This is a genomic window from Stenotrophomonas sp. STEN054, assembly GCF_056854535.1.
Genome location: NZ_JBXFWG010000058.1, coordinates 1 through 23,758 on the forward strand (window position 1 = coordinate 1; position 23,758 = coordinate 23,758).

Sequence of the window (23,758 nt, forward strand, 5' to 3'; positions counted from 1 at the left end):
CAACGACTACGCCCGGCAGCTTGCGGCTGCCGCCTGAACACGGCTTCATGGCGTCCGTTTTTAGGGGGCCAGATCAGTGAGCCGCATGGATGCGGCGACCAAGCCCCCATGTATGGGTTCACGGCGTCCCCGCAAACCCACAGCGCCCCGCCATCCCACGGAATGCCCGCCTTTGATCCTGCTTCGGCTTCGGCCTCTGCAGGTGCAGGGCGCAGCCCTGCCGAAAAAACCTACTCCGCGACCGACTCGACCTGCCGCGGTTCCGGCCTCGTATCCGGCAGCTGCCAGAAAATCATCGTCGAGGTCAGCGTGATCGCACCCACGCAGATGAACGTCGCATGCAGCGCCGCCGTCGCACCATGGCCTTCCAGGTGCGTGCCAAACGCCGCCAGCAGGCTGCCGGCCGCCGCCGCGCCGAAGCCGGCCGCCAGCATCATCACCATCGACAGCAGGCTGTTGCCCGAGCTGGCGTACTCGCGGTCCAGGTCACGCAGGGTCACGGTGTTCATCACGGTGAACTGCAGCGAATTGACCGCCCCGAAGAACGCCAGCTGCACCAGGCGCCAGGCCAGGTGCTGGCCCGGGTCCATCAGGATGAAGCTGGCCATCGCAAAGCCCACCAGCACGGTGTTGGTCATCAGCACGCGGCGGTAGCCGTAGCGTTCGACCAGCCTCACCGCCAGCTGCTTGGATACCATGCCTGCCGCGGCTACCGGCACCATCATCAGGCCCGCGTGCATCGGGCCCAGGCCGAGGCCGACCTGCAGCAGCAGCGGGATCAGCATCGGCATGGCGCTGCTGCCGATGCGCGAGAACAGGTTGCCGAGGATGCCGATGCGGTAGCTGGGCACGCGGAACAGCGCCAGCGAAAACAGCGGCGCGGTGGAGTTGGCGGCGTGCAGCCAGTAGCCGACGAGTGCGGCCAGGCCGGCCACGGTCATCAGCATGATCAGTGCGTGTGGCGTGCCCAGCCCGGAGATGCCATCCAGCGCCAGCGACAGCACCACCATCGCGAAGGCCAGCATGATGTAGCCGCGCAGGTCGAAGCGGGTGCGGTGGCTGGCGTAGTGGTCCGGCATGATCTTCATCGCAGCGATGAACCCGATCACGCCGATCGGCAGGTTGATCAGGAACACCCAGTGCCACGAGGCGATTTCCACCAGCCAGCCGCCGAGGGTGGGGCCGATCAGCGGGCCGACCAGGGCGGGGATGGCGATGAAGCTCATCGCGCGCAGGAAATCCTCGCGCGGCACCGAGCGCATCACCGCCAGGCGACCAACCGGCAGCAGCATCGCGCCGCCGATGCCCTGCAGCACGCGCGCACCGACCAGCTGGTGCAGGTGCTGGGCCAGCGCACAGGCCAGCGAGCCGAGGGTGAACAGGATGATCGCCACCAGGAAAGTGCGGCGGGTGCCGTAGCGGTCGGCGATCCAGCCGGAGGCGGGGATGAAGGTGGCGACCGCCAGGGCGTAGCTGAACACCACCGACTGCATCTGCAGCGGGCTTTCGCCCAGGCTTTTGGCCATCGCCGGCAGCGCGGTGTTGACGATGGTCGAATCGAGCATCTGCATGAAGATCGCCAGCGACACCAGCCAGAGAAGCGGGCGGAAACGGGCGTATTCGGCGGCGGATGCGGCGGTGTCGGGTGCGGGCGCGCCTGCGGGCGACGGTTCGGACATGGCGTGGGGGCCGGTGCAGCGTGGGGCCGCCATGATCGCGCAATGCGGGTCACGGCGCGATCAATGCCGCGCCGTGGCCCGTGCCGGGATTCAGCGCTGGCTGTGCGCGTGCACCACGTCGACCAGCACCTGCACGTGTGCCGGGTCCATGTCCGGCGACATGCCATGGCCGAGGTTGAACACATGGCCCTCGCGCGAACCGCCGTTGCCGGCCGCATAGGTGTCAAGCACGCGTGCAGCGGCCGCAGCAATGGCGTCGGGCGAGGCGTACAGCGTGGTCGGGTCGAGGTTGCCCTGCAGGGCAACGCGGCCACCGGTGCGGCGCAGGGCTTCGTCCAGGTCCAGGGTCCAGTCCAGGCCCAGCGCATCGGCGCCGGTCTGCGACAGCGCTTCCAGGTGCAGGCCGGTGCCCTTGCCGAACAGGATCAGCGGCGTGCGCTCGCTGCCTTCGCCGCGTTCCAGGCCTTCGGCGATGCGCTGCAGGTAACGCAGCGAGAACTCACGGTACATCGCCGGCGACAGCACGCCGCCCCAAGTGTCGAACACCTGCAGGGCCTGCGCGCCGGCGGCGCGTTGTGCGCCGAGGTAGGCGATGACCGCGTCGGTGGTCACTTCCAGCAGGCGGTGCAGGGCCTGCGGGTGGTTCAGCGCCATCGCCTTGATGCGTGCGAAATCCTTGCTGCCGCCGCCTTCCACCATGTAGCAGGCCAGCGTCCACGGGCTGCCGGAGAAGCCGATCAGTGGTACCTGGCCGTCGAGTTCGCGACGGATCAGGCGCACCGCGTCCATCACGTAGCCCAGGTCTTGTTCCATGTCGGGCACCGCCAGCCTGGCGATGGCGGCTTCATCACGCACCGGGTGGCGGAACTTCGGGCCTTCGCCTTCGACGAAGTACAGCTCCAGGCCCATCGCATCGGGAATGGTGAGGATGTCCGAGAACAGGATGGCCGCGTCCAGCGGGAAGCGGCGCAGCGGCTGCAGGGTGACCTCGCAGGCGATCTCCGGGTTCTTGGCCATGGCCAGGAAGCTGCCGGCCTTGGCCCGGGTCGCGCGGTACTCCGGCAGGTAGCGGCCGGCCTGGCGCATCAGCCAGACGGGGGTGCAGTCCACCGGTTCGCGGCGCAGGGCGCGCAGCAGGCGATCGTTGCGGAGGGGGCTGGTCACGATGGGCATTCCTTGGGCGAAAGTTGGCAGCGGCGTCAATCGCCGTGCGAAAGAACCTGGAACCCGCGATGCAGTTCGGCATCACGGGCCTTCTCGAAGGCGTGGCGGGCTTCGTCTGCCTGCAGGAACAGCTCGCGACGCAGCTGCGAGCGCGCACCGACGCGGCCGCTCTCGCGCAGCAGCTCCCAGCCGCCGAACAGGTCCGGCTGCAGGATCAGGCGCAGGAAGCGCGGCGCCTGCGCACCGGCATCGGGATGTTGCAGGTAGACGTGCATGAGGCCGATTGTATCGCCCCGGGGGTGACACGGACCTGTAGAGCCGAGCCCATGCTCGGCTGCGCTTCATGCCGCGAAGGACCGGTAGCGCCGGGCCATGCCCGGCGGGCGCGCGCGGTGTCAGCCCGCGCCCAGCACCTTCAGCACCGCCGCTTCATCCACGTCCGGCACCACTTCTGCCCGGCCCATGCCGCGCCACAGCACCAGGCGCAGGCGGCCGGCGACGTTCTTCTTGTCCAGCCGCATGCGGCCCAGCAGGGCCTGCGGGTCGAGCCCGGCGGGGATCGCCACCGGCAGCTGCAGCTTTTCCAGCAGCGCCTGCAGGCGTACGCGGTCGGCATCCTCGGCCAGGCCCAGGTCGGTGGACAGCTTGGCCGCCAGCACCATGCCCACGGCCACGGCCTCGCCATGGTTCAGTGCATCGCGGCCCGGGGCCGAATAGCCCTGTTCGGTCTCGATGGCGTGGCCGAAGGTGTGGCCCAGGTTGAGCAGGGCGCGCTCGCCCTTCTCGAACGGGTCGCGTTCAACAATCGCTGCCTTGTGCCGGCAGCTGCGCGCAATGGCCTCGGCCAGCGCGGCATCTTCGCCGGCCAGCAGCGCCTCGGCATGCTGCTGCAGCCATTCGAAGAACACCGCATCGCCCAGCGCGCCGTACTTCACGACTTCGGCCAGGCCCGCACGCAGTTCGCGCGGCGGCAGGGTGGCCAGTACACGGGTATCGGCGATGACCGCACGCGGCGGATGGAAGGCGCCGACCAGGTTCTTGCCGGCGGGGATGTCCACGGCAGTCTTGCCGCCCACCGAGGAGTCGACCATCGCCAGCAGGGTGGTCGGCAGCTGCACGCAGTCGACGCCGCGCATCCAGCAGGCTGCGGCGAAACCGGCCAGATCGCCGACCACGCCGCCGCCGAGGGCGAACACGCAGGCATCACGGGTGGCGCCCAGTGCGGCCAGTGCTTCGATGGCGCGGCCGAACTCGGCCAGGGTCTTGGAGGCCTCGCCGGCCTGCAGCACGTGTTCGCCGACGATCAGGTCCGGGCGCGCGTCCAGCAGGGCCTGTTTCACGGCGGCCAGGTAGCGCGGCGCGACTTCGCTGTCGCTCAGCAGCAGCACGTGGCGGCCGCGCACATGCGAGGCCAGCGCAGCGCCGTCGGCTTGGGCACCGGCGCCGATGGTGATGGAGTAGGGGCGGTCGCCGCCAACGGCGACCTGCAACAGGGCGGGGGAGGTCATGCGGTCGGATCCTGGCGCTGCCATTGCGTGGCCAGCTTGACGACAAGCTGGGCGGTGGCGTCGGCAGCGGTAAACGGGTCGGTATCGAGGGTGAGGTCGGCCAGCTCGCGGTACAGCGGGTCGCGCAGCGCGGCCAGATCGTGCAGCACCTGCTCGCGGTCCGGGCGCTGCAGCAGCGGCCGGCCCTTGTCGCGGGCCAGGCGTTCCAGCTGGGCCGCCACGCTCACGCGGAGGTAGACCACGAAGCCGCGCTGGGCGATCAGTGCACGGTTGCCTGCTTCCAGCACGGCACCGCCACCGGTGGAAACCAGTTGGCCGTGGCCTTCCAGCACGCGGGCCAGGGCCTCGCGCTCATGGCCACGGAAGCCGGCTTCGCCGGAGTGTTCGAAGATCGTGGGGATGCTGGCCCCCGCCGCGTCGACGATGGCCTGGTCGACATCGACGAAGTCAAGCGTGAAACGCTCGGCCAGCCGGCGGCCGATGCAGGTTTTGCCGGCGCCCATCGGGCCGATCAGGATCAGGTTCGGAGCAGGATTCATGCCCTCTGATCCTACCACTTCCGCACCGCCGGCCTGGCACGATGGTTGCCGTTGGAAGCATTCGTCGTGACATGGAAGGTGGCCTCAGCGCACCGCCTGCACCAGGCGCTGTCCGTCCAGGGCCACCACATGGTCGGCGCGGTCGGGCAGGGCACGCAGGGCCTGCCGGCTGACCCGCTCGTAGTACTGCACGAACCGCTCCAGCTGCGGACGGCTCATGCCATGCCGGCCGGGCTGGGCGGCCTGCAGGTTCTGTTCCTGCTGCCAGCGCCAGCGCGGCACCACCGAGAAATCCGGCGGCTGCAGAAACCACAGGCGGTCGCAGCGCTGCCACAGCGCCGGGTAGTCGCGGGCCAGCGCCTGGTTGCACCAGCGCCGCCAGCGGCCATCGGGGTCGGCCTCGCGCTCCAGCGCGTTCAAGGGGCTGTCCAGCTCGGCATCGCCCTGCGCGGGCGTGCCGAGGAACCAGCCTTCGAACACCAGCAGGTCCAGCGGGGCGTCCAGCGCTGCCCATTGCGCCTCGGGCAGGCGCTCATCGGCCAGTTTGTCGAAGCGCGGCAGTGCCAGCGGCTGGCGTGCGGCCACCGCGTCGAGCACGGCGTGGGCCAGCGGCAGGTCGTGGGTGCCGGGCGGGCCGCGGGTGATCAGCAGCGGGTGGACCTGGCGGGCCAGGCGCTGGCGCTGCGCGCGGGTCAGGTAGACATCATCGATGGACAGCGCTGCCGCGTTCAGGCCGCGTGCCTGGGCGCGGGCGACCACCTGTGCAGCCAGCGTCGATTTGCCGCTGCCCTGCACGCCGCTGATCGCCAATACTGGCACCGTGGCGCCGCTGGCCAGCGCATCGTCAAGCGCCTGCTCGGCAAGCGCATCCGGGAATCCTTTCACCTGGGGCATGTACGCAGCAGCAACCATGCCGCCACAATAGCCCAATCCGTGTGAGAAGAAGCGAACCATGAGCGACCTTTACGCCGAAGCCCTGTCCACCTTTGCCGCCCTGTTCGACGAGGCTAAGCAGAGCCGCGAGGTCGAGCCCAACGCGATGACCGTGGCCACCGCCGATACGCAGGGCCGCCCGTCGGCGCGTACCGTGCTGCTGAAGGCCTTCGATGAGCGCGGTTTCGTGTTCTACACCCATCTGGACAGCCACAAGGGCCAGGAACTGCAGGCCAATCCGCAGGCGGCGCTGCTTTTCCTGTGGCGCAGCCTGCGCGAGGCTGGCATCCAGGTGCGCATCGAAGGGCGTGTGGAGCAGGTGGCCGATGTCGAGGCCGATGCCTATTTCGCCAGCCGTCCGCGCATGAGCCAGATCGGCGCGTGGGCGTCGCTGCAGTCGAAGACGCTGGCGACGCGCGAGGAGTTCGATGCGCGCGTGGCCGAGGTCGAAGCCCGTTTCGAGGGCAAGGACGTGCCGCGTCCGGAGGGCTGGAGTGGCCTGCGCGTGGTGCCTGACCGCATCGAGTTCTGGTACGGCGCGCAGTTCCGCCTGCACGAGCGCTGGTGCTACGAAGCCGGGGCCGAAGGGTGCTGGAGCAAGCGGCTGTTGTACCCGTGAGTGAAGCCGCGCCGACGCCCGGGTAGCCGCCAACCTTGGTTGGCGATGTTTTGTAGAGTCGAGCCATGCTCGACTCTACAAAGGCAGGTTGTCGCGAATGGACCGGCTCGCTTCATGTGCGGTCAGGCAACCCGTTGGCACAGTTCGGGGATTACCCTCGACTTCCGGAGTTGCCATGCCGTCCTGGCGTTGCCTGTTTGCCGTGCCATCCCCGCGTGTTGGCATGGAGGCGTACCTGCTGCTGCTCGCCCGCATCGTCGCCGGGGTGATGTTCTGCGTATCCGGCTGGAACAAGGTGTTCACCGATGCGGGACGCGAGCGCATGGTGCATACGCTGGTCGATGCAGGCATCCCATTCCCGGTGTTCAGTGCGCCGGTGCTGGGGGCCATTGAATGGATTGCCGGTGGCCTGCTGGTGCTGGGGCTTCTGAGTCGACCGTCCGCCTTGTTGCTCGCAGCGATCTGCGCGGTGGCTGCACTGACCGATGGCATTGCGCGCATCCCGGCCGGACTGAGCGTGCCGGACTGGCTGAGCTGGTTTTTCTACCTGAGCGAGGTGCCATTGGGCGTGCTGTTGCTGTGGATTGCGGCAGTGGGCAGTGGCCGTTTCGCCGTTGAGGCGCGCTGCGCGCGCTGACGGCACGCACCCTGTAGAGCCGAGCCCATGCTCGGCTGATGTTCCCGGAGAAGCAGCCGAGCATCGGCTCGGCTCTACAAACCCTCCGCGCGCAGCCAGCGCCACAGGGTGGTGCGCGACACGCCCAGCGCCTGCGCCATGCCTTCGCGGTCATTGCGATGCTCCTGCAGCAGCGCTTCCAGCTGCGCGCGCGGCGGGCGCTTGCCGTTGCTTTCCAGCGGCAGCGCCGCCGCACCTTCATTCACCAGCTCCGGCGCCAGCTGCCGCAGACGCGCGGCATCAATGAGTCCTTCGCCTTGCTGCCAGTGGATGCGCAGGCGATCCACCAGGTTGCGCAGTTCGCGCACGTTGCCGGGCCACTGGGCGGCTGTCAGTACGCCCATTGCCTCGTCATCCAGTGGCGCGTCGATGCCGCGCAGCTGGCGGAAGAAATGCTGTGCCAGCAAGGGGATATCCGCGCGCCGCGCACGCAGCGAGGGCAGGGCGATGCGCAGCGCGGCGAGCCGGTAATACAGATCGCGGCGGAAGCTGCCGGCGGCTGCGCGCTGTTCCAGTGATTGCAGTGTCGCGGCCACCACGCGCAGGTCCACCGGCGTCGGTTCGGTGGCACCCACGCGCAGGACCTCGCGCTCCTCCAGCACCCGCAGCAGGCGGGTCTGCAGTGGCAGTGGCAGCTCGCCGATCTCATCGAGGAACAGGGTGCCGCCGTCGGCGGCCTCGACCAGGCCGACGCGCCCACCGCGGCGCGCGCCGGTGAAGGCGCCATCGCTGTAGCCGAACAGCTCCGCTTCCAGCAGCGATTCGCTGATCGCACCGCAGTTCAGTGCCACGAAGCGGCCTCGGCGGCCGCTGGCCGCGTGCAGCTGGCGTGCGACCAGTTCCTTGCCGGTACCGGTTTCGCCGGTCACCAGCACAGTGCTGTCATGCGGCGCGTACAACGCGATCTGCGCGCGTACCTGCGCCATCGCCTCGCTGTCGCCGAGCAGGGCGTGCGTATCGCTGCGCTGAGCGGTGCGGCGGCGCGCGACCGGGCGGCTGCCGCCGGAGCGGGCCAGCGCCTGGGTCAGTTCCAGCGCATGTTCAAACGCCTGCCGTACCGAATCGGCCGAGTACAGCAGCACGCCGGGCAGGCCCATCTGTTCGGCGTGGTCGATGGCCATGCCGGTGCCGACGATCACCTCGATGCCGTTGGCGCGCAGATCGGCAATGCAATCGCGCGCATCTTCGCGGGTGACGAAGCGGCGGTGCTCGATATCCAGGCCGAAGCTGTGCTGGAAGTTGCTGAACACCGGCACGTCGCTGGCGTGGGTGACCAGGCCGATGCGCGGGGCGATCCGGCGGGCACGGGCCAGCGCCTCCATCAGATCGAAGCCGTTGGCCTGGATCGGCACCAGCGGCAGCTCCAGCCGCCCGCGCAGCCAGGCCGCGTTGGAGCCGCCGGCGATGACCACGTCGCAGTGCTCGCGGCGCAGGCGCTGGCCGATCACGTCCACCGCTTCCTCAAAGCCCAGGTTGATCTGCTCGATGCGCGCGCGGCGATCGAACTCGGGGATGACATCACCGAGCAGGCCGGTCAGGCGCGAGACGCTGACCGTCCAGATGACCGGGCGGCCGGGGTCGGCATCGGCGTGGCGCAGGGGCGAGCGGGGCAGGTACATGGCGGCAGTCTGGGTGACGACGTTTCATGATACATCCGTTTCACTGTTTCATTTGTTTCATCGCTTCAGCATGGTCATGTCTTTGAAATCAACCGCTTGCAGCTTGGCATGGTGCTTGCGCCCTCTATTCCGTTCCCAACCTGGATTGCCGCATGACCGCTTCCACTCCTTCTTCCGCCGGTGCCCGATTCCGCGAGGCGCTGGCTGCCGAATCGCCGCTGCAGGTGATCGGCGCGATCAACGCCAACCACGCCCTGCTGGCCAAGCGCGCCGGCTTCCGCGCCATCTACCTGTCCGGCGGCGGCGTCGCTGCAGGTTCGCTGGGCCTGCCGGACCTGGGCATCAATACCCTGGAAGACGTGCTGATCGACGTGCGCCGCATCACTGATGTCTGTGACCTGCCGCTGATGGTGGACATCGACACTGGCTTCGGCCCGAGCGCGTTCAACATCGCCCGCACCGTAAAGTCGCTGATCAAGGCCGGCGCGGCCGCCTGCCACATCGAGGACCAGGTCGGCGCCAAGCGCTGCGGTCACCGCCCGGGCAAGGAAATCGTCTCGCAGGGTGAAATGGTCGACCGCGTGAAGGCTGCCGCCGATGCCAGGACCGATCCGGGCTTCTTCCTGATCGCCCGCACCGACGCCATCCAGGTGGACGGCGTGGACAAGGCCATCGAGCGCGCCATCGCCTGCGTCGAAGCCGGCGCCGATGGCATCTTCGCCGAGGCCGCCTATGACCTGGACACCTACCGCCGCTTCGTCGATGCGGTGAAGGTGCCGGTGCTGGCCAACATCACTGAATTTGGTGCCACCCCGCTGTTCAGCCGCGACGAACTGGCCTCGGCCGGCGTGGCCATCCAGCTGTTCCCGCTGTCGGCGTTCCGCGCCGCCAACAAGGCGGCCGAGAATGTCTACCAGTCGGTGCGTCGCGACGGCCACCAGCGCAGCGTGGTAGATGCGATGCAGACGCGTGAAGAACTGTATGACCGCATCGGCTACCACGCTTTCGAACAGCAGCTCGACGCCCTGTTCGCCGCCAAGAAATAAGCAGTACCCTGCACCATCAGTTTTCGGAGGGAAAACATGAACGATACGACCGCAACCCCGACCTTCAAGCCGAAGAAGTCCGTCGCCCTGTCCGGCACCGCTGCCGGCAACACCGCGCTGTGCAGCGTCGGCCGCAGCGGCAACGACCTGCATTACCGCGGCTACGACATCCTGGACCTGGCCAACACCAGCGAGTTCGAGGAAATCGCCTACCTGCTGGTGCACGGCAAGCTGCCGACCCGTGCCGAACTGGTCTCGTACAAGGCCAAGCTGAAGTCGCTGCGTGGTATCCCGGCCGCGGTGAAGGCCGCGCTCGAAGAGCTGCCGCCGTCGGCGCACCCGATGGACGTGATGCGCACCGGCGTGTCCGTGCTCGGCTGCGTGGCGCCGGAAAAGGATGACCACAACCATCCGGGCGCGCGTGACATCGCCGACAAGCTGATGGCCTGCCTCGGTTCGATGCTGCTGTACTGGTACCACTGGAGTCACAACGGCCGCGCCATCGACGTGGAAACCGACGATGACTCCATTGGCGGCCACTTCCTGCACCTGCTGCACGGCGACAAGCCGCAGGATTCGTGGGTGAAGGCGATGCACACCTCGCTGATCCTGTACGCCGAGCACGAGTTCAACGCCTCGACCTTCGCCTGCCGCGTCATCGCCGGCACCGGCAGCGACATGTACAGCGCGATCTGCGGTGGCATCGGCGCGCTGCGCGGCCCCAAGCACGGCGGCGCCAACGAAGTGGCGTTCGAAGTGCAGAAGCGCTACGACAGCCCAGATGAAGCCGAGGAAGACATCAAGGCCCGCGTCGAGCGCAAGGAAGTGGTGATCGGCTTCGGCCACCCGGTCTACACCGTGTCCGATCCGCGCAACAAGGTGATCAAGGACGTGGCCCGGGAGCTGTCCGAAGAACAGTCCAGCATGAAGATGTACGACATCGCCGAGCGCCTGGAAACGGTGATGTGGGACATCAAGAAGATGTTCCCGAACCTGGACTGGTTCAGCGCCGTCAGCTACCACATGATGGGCGTGCCGACCGCGATGTTCACTCCGCTCTTCGTGATTGCCCGCACCGCCGGCTGGAGCGCGCATATCGTCGAGCAGCGCATCGACGGCAAGATCATCCGCCCGAGCGCCAACTACACCGGCCCGGAAGATCGCGAGTTCGTCGCCATCGACAAGCGCGCCTGATCCATCTGCTGTACCCATCCGGCTGGCCGCGCGCCGGCCGGATCCCTTCGTTGCCGCTTCGACGGCACCCGGCCCGCCTCAAGTACTCCGCCAGCCCATGAATACCGATTACCGCAAGAACCTCCCCGGCAGCACGCTGGACTATTTCGATGCGCGCGCCGCCGTCGACGCGCTCCAGCCCGGCGCCTACGCGACGCTGCCGTATACCTCGCGCGTGCTGGCCGAGAATCTGGTGCGCCGCTGCGATCCGGCCACGCTCAGTGACTCGCTGGCGCAGCTGATCGAGCGCCGCCGCGACCTGGATTTCCCGTGGTTCCCCGCGCGGGTGGTCTGCCATGACATCCTCGGCCAGACCGCGCTGGTGGATCTGGCCGGCCTGCGCGATGCGATCGCCGACAAGGGCGGTGACCCGGCCAAGGTCAATCCGGTGGTGCCGGTGCAGCTGATCGTCGATCACTCGCTGGCGGTGGAATGCGGTGGTTTCGACCCTCAGGCGTTCGAGAAGAACCGCGCGATCGAAGATCGCCGCAACGAAGACCGTTTCCACTTCATTGACTGGACCAAGCTGGCGTTCGAGAACGTCGACGTGATCCCGCCGGGCAACGGCATCATGCACCAGATCAATCTGGAGAAGATGTCGCCGGTGGTCTACGTGCAGGACGGCGTGGCCTTCCCCGATACCTGCGTGGGTACCGACAGCCACACCCCGCACGTGGATGCGCTGGGCGTGATCGCCATTGGTGTTGGCGGCCTGGAAGCGGAGAACGTGATGCTGGGCCGCGCCTCGTGGATGCGCCTGCCCGACACCGTCGGCGTCGAACTGAGCGGCCGCCCGCAGCCGGGCATCACCGCCACCGACGTGGTGCTGGCCCTGACCGAGTTCCTGCGCAAGGAGCGCGTGGTCGGCGCCTGGCTCGAATTCTTCGGCGAGGGTGCCGCGGCACTGACCATCGGTGACCGCGCCACCATCTCCAACATGTGCCCCGAATACGGTGCCACCGCCGCGATGTTCTACATCGATGCGCAGACCATCGATTACCTGCGCCTGACCGGCCGCGAGGAGTCGCAGGTGGCGCTCGTGGAGAACTATGCACGCACCAGCGGCCTGTGGGCCGATGACCTGGCCACCGCGCAGTACGAGCGCGTGCTGCACTTCGACCTGTCCAGCGTGGTGCGCAACATGGCCGGCCCGTCCAACCCGCACAAGCGCGTGGCCACCGCCGAGCTGGCCGAGCGCGGCATCGCCGACGAAGTCAAGCTGGAAGCGGGCAAGGCCGAGCAGGCGCAGGGCCTGATGCCCGATGGCGCGGTGATCATCGCCGCCATCACCAGCTGCACCAACACCTCCAACCCGCGCAACGTGATTGCCGCCGCACTGCTGGCACGCAACGCCAATGCGCGCGGCCTGCAGCGCAAGCCGTGGGTGAAGTCGTCGCTGGCACCGGGCTCGAAGGCCGTGCAGCTGTACCTGGAAGAATCCGGCCTGCTGCCGGACCTGGAGCAGCTCGGCTTCGGTATCGTCGCCTTCGCCTGCACCACCTGCAACGGCATGAGCGGCGCGCTGGACCCGAAGATCCAGCAGGAAATCATCGACCGTGACCTGTACGCCACGGCCGTGCTGTCGGGCAACCGCAATTTCGATGGCCGCATTCATCCGTACGCCAAGCAGGCCTTCCTGGCCTCGCCGCCGCTGGTGATCGCCTATGCGATTGCCGGCACCGTGCGCTTCGACATCGAGAAGGACGTGCTGGGCGTGGATGCCGACGGCAACGAGGTGCGCCTGAAGGACATCTGGCCGAGCGACGCCGAGATCGATGCCGTGGTGAAGGCCGCGGTGAAGCCCGAGCAGTTCCGCAAGGTCTACAACCCGATGTTCAACGTGCGGGTTGAGCATGGCGCCGCGGTCAGCCCGCTGTACGACTGGCGCCCGCAGAGCACGTACATCCGTCGCCCGCCGTACTGGGAGGGTGCGCTGGCCGGTGAGCGCACGCTGGCCGGCATGCGCGCGCTGGCGGTGCTGCCGGACAACATCACCACCGACCACCTGTCGCCGTCCAACGCGATCATGGCCTCCAGCGCCGCTGGCGAATACCTGGCGAAGATGGGCCTGCCGGAAGAGGACTTCAATTCCTACGCCACCCACCGCGGTGACCACCTGACCGCGCAGCGCGCCACGTTCGCCAATCCGAAGCTGTTCAACGAGATGGTGCGCAACGACGACGGCAGCGTGAAGCAGGGCTCGCTGGCGCGCGTGGAGCCGGAAGGCAAGGTCATGCGCATGTGGGAAGCGATCGAGACCTACATGGACCGCAAGCAGCCGCTCATCATCATCGCCGGCGCCGACTACGGCCAGGGCAGTTCGCGTGACTGGGCCGCCAAGGGCGTTCGCCTGGCTGGCGTGGAGGCGATCGTGGCCGAGGGCTTCGAGCGTATCCATCGCACCAACCTGATCGGCATGGGCGTGCTGCCGCTGGAGTTCAAGCCGGGTACCACCCGCCTGACCCTGGGCATCGACGGCACCGAGACCTTCGACGTGGTCGGCGAACGCACCCCGCGCGCTGATCTGACCCTGGTCATCCATCGCCGCGACGGCCAGCGCGTGATCGTGCCGGTCACCTGCCGCCTGGACAGCGACGAGGAAGTGGCGATCTACGAAGCGGGTGGCGTGCTGCAGCGCTTCGCCCAGGATTTCCTGGAAGGCGCCAGGGTGGCGTGAGGCAGCAGGTAGCTGCCTTGTGTCGAGTTGGCGCCATGCTGGCTCCGGTCCGCATGGCGGTGGTTACGGAGGAGAGGGGCGTTGCCCCATGTGCATGGGAACGGCGTTCTACAACATTGCGGGCACGGTCAACACCGCCTTCATCCTGCTGAGCCTGTTGGGTGTGGGCGCCCAATTGCGCCTGGTGCGCAACCGTCGGCAGCGTGCTGACGCGACTGACAGCGCCACTTCGGTGCTTTCGCTGAACCAGTTCACGGTCAGCTTCCTGGCGTACCTGTCCTTCTTCGTCTATGGCTACAGCATCACGCCGTTCAATCACTTCATTGTCTGGCCGCGCATGCTCGCGTCGGTGCTGGTCATGGTCATCCTGGTGGAGATCTGGCGCGACCGAGGGAGTCGGTCCGCCACGACCAGTCTGCTGGCAGCCGTGTTGCTGTTGATCTGCGCGCTGGTCGGCCTGGCCTGGGGTGACCGGCATGTGGATGAGGGCAGGGTGGTTGCCAGCGCGATGATCGTGGTCATCGCTGTCTTGCTGGCGCAAGGCTACGCGCACCAGATTCTGCTGATCCTGCGCAATGGCCACACCGGTGCCGTGTCGCTGCGGATGAGTCAACTGATCCTGCTGATGGACCTGTCCACGATCGTATTTGCCTTCGCCATGGGCATCCGGATGGGATGGCCGTTGCTGCTGCTGGCAGTGGTGAGTGGCAGTACCAAACTGGTCATTCTCTATCTGTTCCGCTGGCAGCAAGGGACGTCCGCCGCGGATCGCCGTCGGCAGCAGGTTCAACCAGCGTAATGCGTGTGTTCCTCACATAATCGAGAATTCCATGACCTTCCTTCCCCAGCTCCGTATTCCCGCCACCTACATGCGCGGTGGCACCAGCAAGGGCGTGTTCTTCCGCCTGCAGGACCTTCCCGAGGCCGCCCAGGTTCCCGGCGCCGCGCGTGATGCACTGCTGATGCGCGTGATCGGTTCGCCCGATCCGTACGGCAAGCACACTGACGGCATGGGTGGTGCGACCTCCAGCACCAGCAAGTGCGTGATCCTCTCCACCGCCTCGGTGCCCGACCACGACGTGGATTATCTGTACGGCCAAGTGTCGATCGACACCGCCTTCGTCGACTGGAGCGGCAACTGCGGCAACCTCAGCACCGCCGTCGGCCCGTACGCGATTGCCAACGGCCTGGTGGATCCGGCCCGGGTGCCGCGCGATGGCCTGTGCACCGTGCGCATCTGGCAAGCCAACATCGGCAAGACCATCATCGCCCACGTGCCGATGCGCGACGGCGAAGTGCAGGAGACCGGCGATTTCGAGCTGGATGGCGTGACCTTCCCGGCCGCCGAGATCCAGCTGGAATTCATCAATCCGTCCGATGACGGCGATGCGGGCGCGATGTTCCCGACCGGCAATCTGGTGGACACGCTGGACGTGCCGGGCGTGGGCAGCTTCGAGGTCACGATGATCACCGCCGGCATCCCAACCATCTTCCTCAACGCTGGCGACCTGGGGTACACCGGCACCGAGCTGCAGCCGGCGATCAACGAGGACAAGGCGGCGCTGCAGAAGTTCGAGACCATCCGCGCCCACGGCGCGCTGCGCATGGGGCTGATCTCGAAGCTGGAGGATGCGGCTACCCGCCAGCACACGCCGAAGGTGGCGTTCGTTGCGCCGGCGCAGGATTACGTGTCGTCCAGTGGCAAGGCCATTCCGGCGTCGGCCATCGACCTGCACGCACGGGCGCTGTCGATGGGCAAGCTGCACCACGCGATGATGGGTACGGCAGCCGTGGCCATCGGTACCGCGGCGGCGATTCCGGGCACGCTGGTCAATCGCGCGGCCGGTGGCGGCGAACGCGAGGCGGTGACCTTCGGCCATCCGTCCGGCACGCTGCGCGTGGGTGCGCAGGCCGGGCGCGTTGACGGCCAGTGGACGGTGACCAAGGCCATCATGAGCCGCAGCGCCCGCGTGTTGATGGAAGGCAAGGTGCGCGTGCCGGCCCAGTAATGCTCTGGTAGCTGCCAACCGTGCTCGGCATGGGGCCGCCAACCACGGTTGGTGGCTGCCGGGTTCCGGACGGGGCCGGGTTTCCGACCGCCGGGGCGTCAACACGGCGACGAGGCGCGCCTATAATGGCCGCCTTGATCAAGGAGTGACGACATGAGCGGTCCGGCACGGCGGAAGCGGTGGGGTTGGGCGACGGCTGTGCTGGCAGGAGGCCTGTTGCTGGGCCTGGCCGGTTGTCGCAATGACAGCGGGCAGCTGCCCAAGGCCAGCGGCGAAGCCATCGCCACCAAGGCCGAGCAGGTGAAGGAGTTCACCCTGCTGCGCGCCTACCCGGACCAGAAGAGTGAAGGCCTGTCGCTGGCGCTGGAGTTCTCGCGCCCGCTGGTCGGCACCCAGGACTTCGACACGCTGGTGCGCTTCGAACAGAAGGTCGGCACCGACGACAGCAGCTGGACCCTGTCCGATGACGGCCTGACGCTGCGCTATCCCTTCGTTGAAGCCGGCAAGGAATACAGCCTGGTCGTCTCCGAAGACCTGCTGGCCGCCGACGGCAGCCGCCTGGGCAAGGAGCTGAAGCAGAAGGTGTTCAGCGGCGAGCTGAAGCCAGTGGCCGGTTTCGCCTCGCAGGGCAGCGTGCTGCCTGCCAAGGACAGCCGTGGCCTGCCGGTGGTGTCGGTGAACGTGCCCGAGGTCGATGTCGAATTCCTGCGCGTGCGCGAGAAGGACCTGCCGACCTTCTTCAGCCAGTACCAGCGCGGCGGCCGCCGTGGCAGCTGGGAGCTGAGCAGCGACTACGAGCGCAGCCCGATCAACAAGCTGGCCGAGCCGGTCTACGTCAACCGCTTCATCCTGGGTGGCAAGCAGAACGAGCGGGTGCTGACCTACCTGCCAACCCAGGACATCAAGGAGCTGCAGGAGCCGGGGCTCTACTTCGCCCTGCTCAAGCGCACCGGTGACTACGAAGGCGAGTTCGATACCGCGTTCTTCTCGGTCAGCGATATCGGCCTGCACACCCGTGCCTACAAGGACAAGCTGTTCGTCCACACCGCCGCGCTGAAGGACGGTGCGGCGCTGAAGAGCGTCGACCTGCGCGTGCTCGACGCCAAGGGCGAGGTGGTGCTCAAGGGCAGCACCGACAGCAACGGCAACGCGCTGCTGAACTACACCCTGGACGCGACCCACGTACTGGTGGCCAGCAGCGGCAAGGACACCAGCTTCCTGCCGTTCAACCAGCCGGCGTTGGACCTGAGCGAATTCGCCGTGGCCGGGCGTGACAATGCCTGGTTCGACGTCTACGCCTGGTCCGGTCGCGACCTGTACCGCCCCGGCGAGACCGTGCGCCTGTCGGCCCTGCTGCGCGACAACGACGGCAAGCCGGTCAAGGCCCAGCCAGTCTTCCTGCGCCTGAAGCAGCCCGACGGCAAGACGTTCCGCGAGACCCGCCTGCAGCCCGGCGAGCAGGGCTACATCAACTTCGAGCAGACCATTCCCGCCGAGGCGCCGACCGGGCGCTGGCAGGTGGAGTTCCGTACCGACCCGGCCAGCAAGGAAGCGATCCAGGGCATGACCCTGCGCATCGAGGAGTTCCTGCCCGAGCGCATGAAGCTGGACCTGGACAGCGCGCAGAAGACGCTGAAGCCGGGCGAGGAGCTGCGCCTGCAGGCCAATGGTGCCTATCTGTATGGCGCCCCGGCCGATGGCAACCGCTTCACCGCGCGCCTGGCCGTGGCCGCCGAACAGCAGCCGGTGGAAGGTCTGCCGGGTTATTTCTTCGGTGACCCGACCCTGCAACTGCCGCGCGAAGCCAAGGACGTGGTCGACACCACGCTGCCGGCCAATGGCCAGCTGCGCGAAGACGTGGCGCTGCCGGAAGAGGCGGCCAAGGCCAAGGCGCCGATCGCCGTGGTGCTGTCGGGCAGTCTGTATGAAACCGGTGGCCGCACGGTTACCCGTACCCTCAAGCGCGTCATGTGGCCGGCCAATGCGCTGGTCGGCGTGCGTCCGCTGTTCAACCCCGAGGATGGCGCCGATTCCAACGGCAACGCGCGCTTCGAGCTGATGCGCGTCGATGCCGCCGGCAAGCCGCAGCCCGCCAAGGGCCTGAAGGTGACCCTGGTGCGCGAGCTGCGCGACTACCACTGGACCTTCAACGACAACCGCTGGGACTACGATTTCACCCGCCGCTTCGAGAACAAGGAAACCCGCACCGTCGATGCCGGCAGCAGCGCGGTCGCCTTCGATTTCCCGGTGGAGTGGGGCGAGTACAGGGTGGACGTGTTCGATCCGGGCACCGGCCTGACCAGCCGCTATCCGTTCCGCGCCGGCTGGAGCTGGGGCGATGACAACCGCGGCCTGGATGCACGCCCTGACAAGGTCAAGCTGGGCCTGGACAAGACCGGCTACAAGGCCGGTGACACCCTGCAGGTGACGGTGACCCCGCCGCACGCCGGCAAGGGCATCCTGATGGTCGAGAGCGACCGCATGCTGTACGTGCAGGAGATCGACGCCAAGCCGGGTGCCACCTACAAGATCCCGGTCACCGCTGACTGGGAGCGCCACGACGTCTACATCACCGCCCTGGTGTTCCGCGGCGGCAGCGCGCCCAGCAAGATCACCCCGGCCCGCGCCGTGGGCGTGGTGCATGTGCCGATGGACCGCAAGGGCCGCACCGTGGCCGTGGGTCTGGTGGCGCCGAAGCAGATGCGTCCGGAACAGGACCTGCCGGTGACGGTCAGCGCACCGCAGCTGGCCGGCAAGACCGCGCACGTCACCGTGTCGGCGGTGGACGTGGGCATCCTCAACATCACCCGCTTCCCGGTGCCCGATGCCGGCGCGCACTTCTTCGCCCAGCGTCGCCTCGGCATCGATGCCTACGATATCTACAGCCGGGTGATCGAGAGCTTCGACGGCAGCAGCGGCAAGCTGAAGTTCGGCGGCGACATGGCCCTGCAGGCACTGCCGCAGGCCAAGCGGCCGACCGCGCGCGTGCAGACCGTGGACCTGTTCTCCGGCCCGGTGCAGCTTGATGCCAAGGGCAATGCGCGCATCCGCCTGAAGGTGCCGGACTTCAACGGCACCCTGCGCGTGTCGGCGCTGGTCTACAGCGATGACCAGTACGGCAAGCGCGATGTGGAAACCATCGTGCGTGCGCCGATCCTGGCCGAGGCCAGCATGCCGCGCGTGCTCGCCCCGGGTGACCGCAGCACCGTCACCCTGGACGTGCAGAACTTCACCGGCAAGCCCGGCCAGTTCAACGTGCAGGTGGACACCGAAGGCCCGCTCGGGCTGGGCGAGGGCAGCCGCAACGTGCAGCTGAACATCGATGCCAAGACCACGTTGAGCTTCCCGCTGTCGGCGCGCGAGGGCAACAGCGTGGCCAAGGTGCGGGTGCGCGTGGACGGCAACGGCTTCAAGGCCGATCGCCGCTACGACCTGCCGGTGCGTGCGGCGTGGCCGCAGGTGATCCGTTCGCAGGTGCGCACGCTGGATCCGCTGGCTGCGGTCAGCCTGGATGGCGGCCTGGCCGATGGCCTGATGGCCGAGTCGGTCAACGCGCGCCTGCTGGTCAGCCCGCTGCCGCCGATCCCGTTCGCCAGTGCCCTGCAGGGCGCGCTGAACTACCCCTACGGCTGTGCCGAACAGACCACCAGCAAGGGCTACGCCGCGCTGATCCTGGACCAGGCGACGTCGTCGATGCTCGGCACCGACGGCCTGGATGCCAAGACCCGCCGCGAGCGCATGGAAGGCGCGTTTGGTCGCCTGGCCTCGATGCAGGTGGCCAACGGCAACTTCTCGATGTGGGGTGACGACGGCTACGTGAACCCGTGGCTGACCCCGTACATCACCGAGTTCCTGCTCGATGCCAAGGACGGTGGCTTCGCCGTGCCGGACAGCGTGCTGCAGAAGGCGCTGAACCGCCTCAGCGAGGACCTGCTGTCCGGCGGCAACCAGTTCTACGGCCAGGATGACCGCGAGAAGCTGAAGTTCGCCAACCAGGCGTATTCCGGCTACGTGCTGGCCCGCGTCAACCGCGCGCCGCTGGGCACCCTGCGCACGCTGTATGACAACGAGCGCGGCAAGGCGGTCGGTGGTCTGTCGCTGGTCCACCTGGGCGTGGCGCTGTCGCTGCAGGGCGATGCCAAGCGTGGCCAGGCGGCGATTGCCGCCGGCTTCGCCAAGTCCAGCAGCGAGCGTCCGTCGTACTTCGGTGATTACGGCAGCGCCATCCGTGATGACGCGCTGATGATCGCGCTGACCCACGAAAACAAGCTGGCCAAGCCGGCCTGGGATGCACGCGCGGTCGATCTCGGCCGTGGCCTGGATGCCCGCCGCAATGCCGGCTGGATGTGGCTGAGCACCCAGGAGCAGGTGGCGATCGCCCGCCTCGGCAAGGCCCTGGCGGCAAACCAGAAGGCACTGGTGGCTGGTGAACTGGTGATCGGCGGCAACAGCGAAGCCATCGGCGAGCGCAAGCTGTTCGGCCGCAACTTCACAGGCAGCGAGCTGGCCAGCGGCGTGCGCTTCACCCCGCAGGGCCAGCCGCCGATGTTCGCCAGCATCGACGTGGCCGGCATCCCGCGCAGCGCGCCGGCGCCGGACAACAGCGTGCTGGGCGTCGAGCGGACCTACTTCGGCACCGACGGCAAGCCGTGGACGCCGCGCCCGCTGAAGGAAGGCGAAGCGCTGATCGTGCGCATCACCGTCAGTGCCGATACGCAGATGCCCGATGCGCTGCTGACCGACCTGCTGCCGGCCGGCCTGGAAATCGAGAACTTCAACCTGGGCGACGCCAAGCAGTGGGCCGACGTGGTGGTCGATGGCATCACCATCAGCGACCGCAGCTCGGCCGCGGACACCAAGCACGAAGAGTTCCGCGACGACCGCTACGTGGCCGCGCTGAAGCTGTCGCGTGGTGGCAAGGCCAGCGTGTTCTATTTGGTGCGTGCGGTGACCCCGGGCACCTACTCGGTGCCGCCGCCGCTGGTGGAAGACATGTACCGCCCGCAGCTGCGTGGCGTGGGCCGCAGCAATCCGACCACGATCACGGTGGTCCAGCCGTGACCGCGCGGACGGGCCGCGACGGCGCGGCCCGTCCCTCCGGCACGCTGCAATGAAGAACGACCGGACGACCCGGCGGGCGGCCCTGCGCCGCCGGCTGCAGCTGTTGTGGCCCTGGCTGCGCTGGGGCACGGCGTCGCTGCTGGTCCTGCTGCTGGTGCTGGATGTCGCGTTCCCGCCGCCGCTGCCGAAGCAGCGCGATACCAGCACTCTGGTGGTGGCCGCCGACGGCAGCCCGCTGCGCGCCTTCGCCGATGCCGAAGGCGTGTGGCGCTACCCGGCCTCGGCCGACAGCGTCTCGCCGCTGTACCTGCAGGCGCTGCTGACCTACGAAGACCGCTGGTTCTGGCAACACCCCGGCATCAACCCGCTGGCGATCCTGCGTGCCAGTGGCCAGCTGCTGCGCGGCGGCCGCATCGTGTCGGGCGGTTCGACCCTGACCATGCAGGTGGCGCGCATCCTCGATCCGCATTCGCGCACGCCGTGGGGCAAGCTCAAGCAGATGCTGCGCGCGGTACAGCTGGAAGTGTACCTGTCGAAGGCGCAGATCCTGGCGCTGTACCTGGAACGCGCGCCCTACGGCGGCACCATCGAGGGCGTGGAAGCGGCCAGCTGGGCCTACCTGGGCAAACCGGCCACCCAGCTGTCGCATGCCGAAGCCGCGCTACTGGCCGTACTGCCGCAGGCGCCGAGCCGGCTGCGTCCGGACCGCCACCCGGAAGCGGCCCAGAAGGCGCGCGACAAGGTGCTGGCGCGCATGGCCGAGCTCGGCGTGTGGACGCCGGAAGAAGTGGAGGACGCGCGCATCGAGAACGTGGTCGCGCGCTCGCTGCGCCCGCCGATGCATGCGGCACTGCTGGCGCAGCGGCTGCATTCGGCACATCCGGGCCAGGCGCGCATCCAGAGCAGCATCGACCTGGACCTGCAGCGCACGCTGGAAGAGCGCGTGGCCAGTTATTTTTCCACGCTGCCCGAGCGCACCTCGGCGGCTCTGCTGGTGGTGGACAACCAGACCCTGCAGGCCCGTGCCTATGTCGGCACGCTGGCCTTCGGTGATCGCCAGCGCCTGGGCCACGTCGACATGGTGCAGGCCTGGCGCTCGCCCGGGTCCACGCTCAAGCCGTTCCTGTACGCGATGGCGCTGGACGATGGCCTGATCCATTCGGAAAGCCTGCTGGTGGATGCGCCGCAGAGTTTCGGCAGTTACCGGCCGGGCAATTTCGATGAAGCCTTCAACGGCCCGGTCGGTGCATCGAGCGCGCTTCGCCTGTCGCTGAACGTGCCGGCGGTGGACCTGCTGCAGCGGGTGGGCTCGGCGCGTTTCGCCGCGCGCCTCTCACACGCGGGCATCCAGCTGCGTTTCCCGCCGGGCAGTTCGCCGAATCTGTCGTTGATCCTCGGCGGCACCGGTGCGCGCCTGGAAGATCTGGTTGGCGCCTTCGCCGCGCTCAATCGCAACGGCATCGCCGGACGCGTGCGCTACACCGATGACGAGCCGATGATCGAGCGGCGTCTGGCTTCGCCCGGGGCCAGCTGGATCGTGCGCGAGATGCTCGAATCCAATCCGCGCCCAGGTTATGGCGTGGGCACCTTCGATGTTGGCGGCCGCCCGCGCGTGGCCTGGAAGACCGGCACCAGTTATGGCTACCGCGACGCGTGGGCGATCGGCAGCACGCGCCACTACACGGTGGGTGTGTGGGTGGGCCGGCCCGATGGCACGCCGCTGCCTGGGCAGTACGGTGCGGTCACTGCACTGCCGCTGATGTTCGAAGTGGTGGACAGCCTGCCGCGGCAGCCTGGCGATGCCGCCGCCGCGCCGATGCCGGCCAGCGTCAGCCGCGCCGATGTGTGCTGGCCCACCGGCGGACTGGCCGAATCGTTGCCGGCCGCGCTGTGCCAGCGACGCATGCTGGCCTGGCTGCTGGACGGTGGCGTGCCGCCGACCTTCCCTGAGCGCGAGGCGCGCCGTTGGCAGCCGGGCCGCCAGCGTTACATGGCCGACGCGCGTACCGGCCAGCGGCTGTCCGCCGACTGCAGCGCGCCGCACAGCGAAGTTGAGGGCGAGATCGCGCGCTGGCCGGCGCTGTTGTCACCGTGGCTGTCCAAGGCCACGCGTGATGCTTCGCAGCTGCCGCCACTGGCAGCGGACTGCCGCGACGATGGCCGCGAAGCGAGCGTGGCCCTGCACGTGGATGGCCTGAACGATGGCGCGGCATTGGCGCGGGCACCCAATGCCGAGCACGGCGTGCGCCTGCAGCTGCGCGCGTTGGGCAGCGAACAGGCGGTGGACTGGCTGCTGGATGGTCGCTGGATCGCCCGCACCCAGGGCGCGCAGCTGATGCAGCGCGAGTTTGCCGATCCCGGCGCGCATACGCTGACGGCACTGGCTACCGATGGCGCGTGGACGCAGGTGCGGTTCACCGTCATCCGTTGACGCCGGGCATGGCCCGGCGCTACCGGTGCGACCGCTGAAATGCTCTGGTAGAGCCGAGCCCATGCTCGGCTGCTTTCGCGGGGTGCTTTCGGCGTTCAGCCGAGCGTAGGCTCGGCTCTACAGCGGTGAGCGGCGCCGTCACCGTTACTTACCGATCCACCCGTCCAGCAGGTCGGTGAACGCTGACGCCGGGCATGGCCCGCTACCGGTGCGATCGCTGAAATGCTCTGGTAGAGCCGAGCCCATGCTCGGCTGCTTTCGCGGGGTGCGTTCGGCGTTCAGCCGAGCGTAGGCTCGGCTCTACAGCGGTGAGCGGCGCCGTCACCGTTACTTACCGATCCACCCGTCCAGCAGGTCGGTGAACGCTGACGCCGGGCATGGCCCGCTACCGGTGCGATCGCTGAAATGCTCTGGTAGAGCCGAGCCCATGCTCGGCTGCTTTCGCGGGGTGCGTTCGGCGTTCAGCCGAGCGTAGGCTCGGCTCTACAGCGGTGAGCGGCGCCGTCACCGTTACTTACCGATCCACCCGTCCAGCAGGTCGGTGAACGCTGACGCCGGGCATGG

The 23,758-nt window shown here is 68.0% G+C and carries 16 protein-coding genes; 9 read left to right on the plus strand and 7 right to left on the minus strand.

The window, feature by feature from the left end; translation table 11 throughout:
- Window positions 1-230: 230 nt before the first annotated feature.
- The 6 genes from mdtD to AC1VXD_RS17535 all read right to left on the minus strand — a co-directional run bounded on the left by mdtD (window position 231) and on the right by AC1VXD_RS17535 (window position 5,802).
- Window positions 231-1,679, minus strand: a complete 1,449-nt coding sequence (gene mdtD / locus AC1VXD_RS17510; protein ID WP_482993105.1) for a multidrug transporter subunit MdtD — start codon at window positions 1,677-1,679, stop codon at window positions 231-233.
- Between the two features lie 90 nt (window positions 1,680-1,769).
- Window positions 1,770-2,852, minus strand: coding sequence for a uroporphyrinogen decarboxylase (gene hemE / locus AC1VXD_RS17515; protein ID WP_482993106.1), 1,083 nt, complete (start codon window positions 2,850-2,852; stop codon window positions 1,770-1,772).
- A gap of 26 nt (window positions 2,853-2,878) precedes the next feature.
- Window positions 2,879-3,118, minus strand: a complete 240-nt coding sequence (locus AC1VXD_RS17520; protein ID WP_482993107.1) for a WGR domain-containing protein — start codon at window positions 3,116-3,118, stop codon at window positions 2,879-2,881.
- A gap of 120 nt (window positions 3,119-3,238) precedes the next feature.
- Window positions 3,239-4,351, minus strand: a complete 1,113-nt coding sequence (gene aroB / locus AC1VXD_RS17525; protein WP_482993108.1) for a 3-dehydroquinate synthase — start codon at window positions 4,349-4,351, stop codon at window positions 3,239-3,241.
- Window positions 4,348-4,890 (minus strand): shikimate kinase, encoded by a 543-nt coding sequence (locus tag AC1VXD_RS17530; RefSeq protein WP_482993109.1) that lies wholly within the window; start codon window positions 4,888-4,890, stop codon window positions 4,348-4,350. Before AC1VXD_RS17530 ends, aroB begins: the two co-directional genes overlap by 4 nt.
- A gap of 84 nt (window positions 4,891-4,974) precedes the next feature.
- Window positions 4,975-5,802 carry a kinase gene (locus AC1VXD_RS17535; RefSeq protein WP_482993110.1) on the minus strand — a complete coding sequence of 276 codons (828 nt, stop codon included), beginning with the start codon at window positions 5,800-5,802 and terminating at the stop codon, window positions 4,975-4,977.
- 40 nt (window positions 5,803-5,842) lie between these two features.
- On the opposite strand from AC1VXD_RS17535, the gene pdxH reads away from it, so the two are divergent.
- Complete coding sequence (gene pdxH, locus AC1VXD_RS17540; RefSeq protein WP_482993111.1) at window positions 5,843-6,442, plus strand: pyridoxamine 5'-phosphate oxidase; 600 nt, start codon at window positions 5,843-5,845, stop codon at window positions 6,440-6,442.
- 175 nt (window positions 6,443-6,617) lie between these two features.
- Window positions 6,618-7,079 carry a DoxX family protein gene (locus tag AC1VXD_RS17545; protein ID WP_482993112.1) on the plus strand — a complete coding sequence of 154 codons (462 nt, stop codon included), beginning with the start codon at window positions 6,618-6,620 and terminating at the stop codon, window positions 7,077-7,079.
- Window positions 7,080-7,153: 74 nt separating this feature from the next.
- Here the strand turns inward: AC1VXD_RS17545 and prpR are convergent, their stop codons facing one another.
- Window positions 7,154-8,737: a propionate catabolism operon regulatory protein PrpR gene (gene prpR / locus AC1VXD_RS17550; RefSeq protein WP_482993113.1), complete on the minus strand. Its 1,584-nt coding sequence runs from the start codon at window positions 8,735-8,737 to the stop codon at window positions 7,154-7,156.
- 152 nt (window positions 8,738-8,889) lie between these two features.
- Here prpR and prpB point away from each other — a divergent pair, with 152 nt between their 5' ends.
- From prpB to pbpC, 7 genes are all read left to right on the plus strand, one after another.
- Complete coding sequence (prpB, locus tag AC1VXD_RS17555) at window positions 8,890-9,783, plus strand: methylisocitrate lyase (protein ID WP_482993114.1); 894 nt, start codon at window positions 8,890-8,892, stop codon at window positions 9,781-9,783.
- A gap of 36 nt (window positions 9,784-9,819) precedes the next feature.
- Window positions 9,820-10,977 carry a bifunctional 2-methylcitrate synthase/citrate synthase gene (prpC, locus tag AC1VXD_RS17560; protein WP_482993115.1) on the plus strand — a complete coding sequence of 386 codons (1,158 nt, stop codon included), beginning with the start codon at window positions 9,820-9,822 and terminating at the stop codon, window positions 10,975-10,977.
- A 97-nt stretch (window positions 10,978-11,074) separates the two neighbouring features.
- The gene (acnD, locus tag AC1VXD_RS17565; protein ID WP_482993116.1) at window positions 11,075-13,693 is read left to right on the plus strand and encodes a Fe/S-dependent 2-methylisocitrate dehydratase AcnD; all 2,619 of its coding nucleotides are present in this window, start codon (window positions 11,075-11,077) and stop codon (window positions 13,691-13,693) included.
- Window positions 13,694-13,781: 88 nt separating this feature from the next.
- Complete coding sequence (locus tag AC1VXD_RS17570) at window positions 13,782-14,492, plus strand: hypothetical protein (protein WP_482993117.1); 711 nt, start codon at window positions 13,782-13,784, stop codon at window positions 14,490-14,492.
- A 31-nt stretch (window positions 14,493-14,523) separates the two neighbouring features.
- Entirely contained in the window at window positions 14,524-15,702 is a 1,179-nt protein-coding gene (gene prpF, locus AC1VXD_RS17575) for a 2-methylaconitate cis-trans isomerase PrpF (RefSeq protein WP_482993118.1), read from the plus strand.
- A gap of 153 nt (window positions 15,703-15,855) precedes the next feature.
- Window positions 15,856-20,763, plus strand: a complete 4,908-nt coding sequence (locus AC1VXD_RS17580; RefSeq protein ID WP_482993119.1) for an alpha-2-macroglobulin family protein — start codon at window positions 15,856-15,858, stop codon at window positions 20,761-20,763.
- A 49-nt stretch (window positions 20,764-20,812) separates the two neighbouring features.
- Complete coding sequence (gene pbpC / locus AC1VXD_RS17585) at window positions 20,813-23,194, plus strand: penicillin-binding protein 1C (RefSeq protein WP_482993120.1); 2,382 nt, start codon at window positions 20,813-20,815, stop codon at window positions 23,192-23,194.
- The last annotated feature ends 564 nt before the right edge of the window (window positions 23,195-23,758 follow it).

Bases quoted from the DNA above. Each gene is read 5' to 3' on its own strand.
- mdtD (WP_482993105.1), bottom strand. From the start codon at position 1,679: ATGTCCGAACCGTCGCCCGCAGGCGCGCCCGCACCCGACACCGCCGCA.
- hemE (WP_482993106.1), bottom strand. From the start codon at position 2,852: ATGCCCATCGTGACCAGCCCCCTCCGCAACGATCGCCTGCTGCGCGCC.
- AC1VXD_RS17520 (WP_482993107.1), bottom strand. From the start codon at position 3,118: ATGCACGTCTACCTGCAACATCCCGATGCCGGTGCGCAGGCGCCGCGC.
- aroB (WP_482993108.1), bottom strand. From the start codon at position 4,351: ATGACCTCCCCCGCCCTGTTGCAGGTCGCCGTTGGCGGCGACCGCCCC.
- AC1VXD_RS17530 (WP_482993109.1), bottom strand. From the start codon at position 4,890: ATGAATCCTGCTCCGAACCTGATCCTGATCGGCCCGATGGGCGCCGGC.
- AC1VXD_RS17535 (WP_482993110.1), bottom strand. From the start codon at position 5,802: ATGGTTGCTGCTGCGTACATGCCCCAGGTGAAAGGATTCCCGGATGCG.
- pdxH (WP_482993111.1), top strand. From the start codon at position 5,843: ATGAGCGACCTTTACGCCGAAGCCCTGTCCACCTTTGCCGCCCTGTTC.
- AC1VXD_RS17545 (WP_482993112.1), top strand. From the start codon at position 6,618: ATGCCGTCCTGGCGTTGCCTGTTTGCCGTGCCATCCCCGCGTGTTGGC.
- prpR (WP_482993113.1), bottom strand. From the start codon at position 8,737: ATGTACCTGCCCCGCTCGCCCCTGCGCCACGCCGATGCCGACCCCGGC.
- prpB (WP_482993114.1), top strand. From the start codon at position 8,890: ATGACCGCTTCCACTCCTTCTTCCGCCGGTGCCCGATTCCGCGAGGCG.
- prpC (WP_482993115.1), top strand. From the start codon at position 9,820: ATGAACGATACGACCGCAACCCCGACCTTCAAGCCGAAGAAGTCCGTC.
- acnD (WP_482993116.1), top strand. From the start codon at position 11,075: ATGAATACCGATTACCGCAAGAACCTCCCCGGCAGCACGCTGGACTAT.
- AC1VXD_RS17570 (WP_482993117.1), top strand. From the start codon at position 13,782: ATGTGCATGGGAACGGCGTTCTACAACATTGCGGGCACGGTCAACACC.
- prpF (WP_482993118.1), top strand. From the start codon at position 14,524: ATGACCTTCCTTCCCCAGCTCCGTATTCCCGCCACCTACATGCGCGGT.
- AC1VXD_RS17580 (WP_482993119.1), top strand. From the start codon at position 15,856: ATGAGCGGTCCGGCACGGCGGAAGCGGTGGGGTTGGGCGACGGCTGTG.
- pbpC (WP_482993120.1), top strand. From the start codon at position 20,813: ATGAAGAACGACCGGACGACCCGGCGGGCGGCCCTGCGCCGCCGGCTG.